Raw genomic sequence first — 2,509 nt, 5'->3', positions numbered from 1 at the left:
ACTACACCACGTAGTCCGCGTCTTTCTCGGCGTACGGCTTCAACTCCTCGTGAAGTTCCTCATGCCCTTCGCGGCCCATGAGGGCGAAGGTGGCTTTCTTGCCCAGTTCGACCGCCGGCTGATCGTACGGATTGATGTTGAACAGCGTTCCGACGATCGAGGTGGCGACCTCGAGCATGTAGATGAACTGCCCGACCGTGTAGGGGTTGACCTTGGGGAACGTGATGGTCAGGCACGGCCGACGCGACTTGACCAGGGCGTATTCGGTGCCGACCTTCTCCGCCCGCATCAGTTCGGCCAGGGTCTTGTCGCCGAGGTACTTGAAGCCCGGCTCCTCGGCGAGTTCCGGCGGGATCGGGCACGGGTCGTCGAAGTGCTCGACGGAGAGGAACGTGAAGACCTTGTCGTTTGGCCCTTCGCGGTAGAGCTGGACCTGGCTGTGCTGATCGGTGGTGCCGAGCGACTTGATGGGCGTGGGTCCGATCCGCATGGTCTTGCCGTCGAAGGTCCGTTCCTTACCGAGGCTTTCGGCCCAGAGCTGGCGGTACCAGTCGGTCAGGTCCTTGAGCTGATGGCTGTAGGGGAACATGACCGACAGCGGCTTGTTGCGCTGGTAGAACAGCAGTTGGATCAGGCCGTACATGGCGGCGGGATTGGCGAACAGGTCGGTCTCGCTGACCCGCTTGTCCATGTCGACCGCGCCGGCCAGAAGCTGCTCGGTGTCGATCCCGCAGACCGCGGCGGAGAGCAGCCCGACGTGCGAGAGCACGCTGAACCGGCCGCCCACGCCGGGCGGCACCTGGAGGGTTCGCAGCCCGTCCTCGTCGGCCACCCGCCGCAGCGTGCCGCCCGCTGGATCGGTCGTGGCGACCAGGTGCTTGGCCAGGCCCTTCTTGCCGAACCGCTGAAGCAGCAGGTGGCGGACGATCAGGAACTGGGAAGCCGTCTCAGCCGTCTCGCCCGACTTGCTGATCACATTGAAGATCGTATCCTCGAGCTCCGGCTTGACCAGTTCGAGCATGGCCTCGAACTCGACCGGATCGACGTTGTCCATGACGAAGAGGCGCGGTCCGCCCCGCTGTTCGGGCGGCATGAGGTTGTAGAACGGCTTGTTCAGCGCGGTCTGGAGGGCGATGTTGCCCAGCGCCGAGCCGCCGATGCCCAGCACCACGAAGTTCCTGCAGGATGGGCTAAGCTCGTCGGCCAGCCGGCGGGCCTGATCGTGCATGGCGGTGTCGTATGGCAGCTTGCGGTACGGCAACTCGCCGTTCTTGCCCTGGCGGTTCAGGTCGGCCACCACCCTGGCGACCTGGTCCTTGTGGTGGTCGAGTTCCTCGCGAGCGATGCCGTGCTCTTCGCCGATCGCCTCGTCGGTGACGTTCTTATAGTAAAGTCTCAGTCGTTGCGTCATGACAGCCTCCTTGTGACGTTCGTGCACCTGTTGCACACCGGGCACCGGGGATGGTAGCGACCCCCCCTGCCGGTGTCCAGCCCGTTCGCCCGAGATCGCCCGATCGGCGGGTTCATCGCGGCGACGGGCTCCGCGTTACCTGACTACTGTCCCTGCTCAGCCGGCGTGGTAGTCGGCTGCGTGGCCGCCGGTTCGACCGGACCCGCCGTCGGGCTCCAGTCCGCACCCAGCACCGACGTAATAGCTGCGTCGATCCTTGTCGCGAAATCGACGACGTACGGTTCCGCCGGAATGCCGGCGGCTTCGACCTGCTCAGTCATGATCGCCAGAATGTCCCGCACCTGCTCGTCGCTCATCTCCGTTTTGAGGATATCGCCTTCTTGCGGAGTCTCCTTGGTCATCATCGGCACGATCTTCTGCATGGACTCGTCCGAGATCCGGCCTTCGACCAGTCCGCGGGCGTAACGCTGGGCGGTCAGCGCAGCCTCCTGCATCTCCTGCTCGTCGAGGCCCGACTGCGGCAGATACTTGACCTCGAAGGTGTAGACGAGGGCGGCGGGCAGGATTCCCTGAAGCTGCTCCGCGATCATTCTGAGTTCGTCCGTCGACACCTCACCGGCTTTGAACTGCTCAGCCAGGGCGTCGACGTCGGCGAGAATGGCCTCCCGCTGCGGCTGGGGCAGTCCGGAGGTCTCGACGATCAGCATGACCCGTTCGCGGATTTGATTGGCCGACCACGCACGCCAGTTCCACGCGATGTAGGCGACCAGAACGGCTAGTACAATCACCACGCCCAGACAGCCGATCCCGATGTATTTGAGCGGACTGCGAGGACTCGTGATGCTCTCACCTGCTTCAACCATGGCAATCTCCACCCATTAAGGTAAGCTTGACCAAGCATCAGTCTAGCCACCCCCACACGGTCGGTCAAGCTCAATTCATCATTCACAAGTTCAGCCACACATTTTTTCCGTCTGCACCTTGACGGGGACAAACCCCCTGAGTAAGATTATTGGCAGTTTGGGCGGTTAGCTCAGTTGGCTAGAGCGCATCCTTGACGTGGATGAGGTCACAGGTTCGAGCCCTGTACCGCCCATT

General features: G+C 63.0%; 2 protein-coding genes and 1 tRNA gene. 1 reads left to right on the top strand and 2 read right to left on the bottom strand.

Annotation, left to right across the window (positions count from 1 at the left end):
- Window position 1 precedes the first annotated feature (1 nt).
- Window positions 2-1,411, bottom strand: coding sequence for a glucose-6-phosphate isomerase (locus GXY33_13910; protein ID NLX06228.1), 1,410 nt, complete (start codon window positions 1,409-1,411; stop codon window positions 2-4).
- 143 nt (window positions 1,412-1,554) lie between these two features.
- Window positions 1,555-2,274: a hypothetical protein gene (locus tag GXY33_13905; protein NLX06227.1), complete on the bottom strand. Its 720-nt coding sequence runs from the start codon at window positions 2,272-2,274 to the stop codon at window positions 1,555-1,557.
- A 159-nt stretch (window positions 2,275-2,433) separates the two neighbouring features.
- Between GXY33_13905 and GXY33_13900 the strand changes: the two genes are divergently transcribed.
- Window positions 2,434-2,507, top strand: a tRNA-Val gene (locus GXY33_13900).
- Window positions 2,508-2,509 lie beyond the last annotated feature (2 nt).

Source organism: Phycisphaerae bacterium (assembly GCA_012729815.1).
Taxonomy (GTDB): Bacteria; Planctomycetota; Phycisphaerae; order JAAYCJ01; family JAAYCJ01; genus JAAYCJ01.
The sequence above is the reverse complement of the archived record's forward strand: the minus strand, read 5'-3'. Positions and strand labels throughout refer to the sequence as shown.

Bases quoted from the DNA above. Each gene is read 5' to 3' on its own strand.
- GXY33_13910 (NLX06228.1), bottom strand. From the start codon at position 1,411: ATGACGCAACGACTGAGACTTTACTATAAGAACGTCACCGACGAGGCG.
- GXY33_13905 (NLX06227.1), bottom strand. From the start codon at position 2,274: ATGGTTGAAGCAGGTGAGAGCATCACGAGTCCTCGCAGTCCGCTCAAA.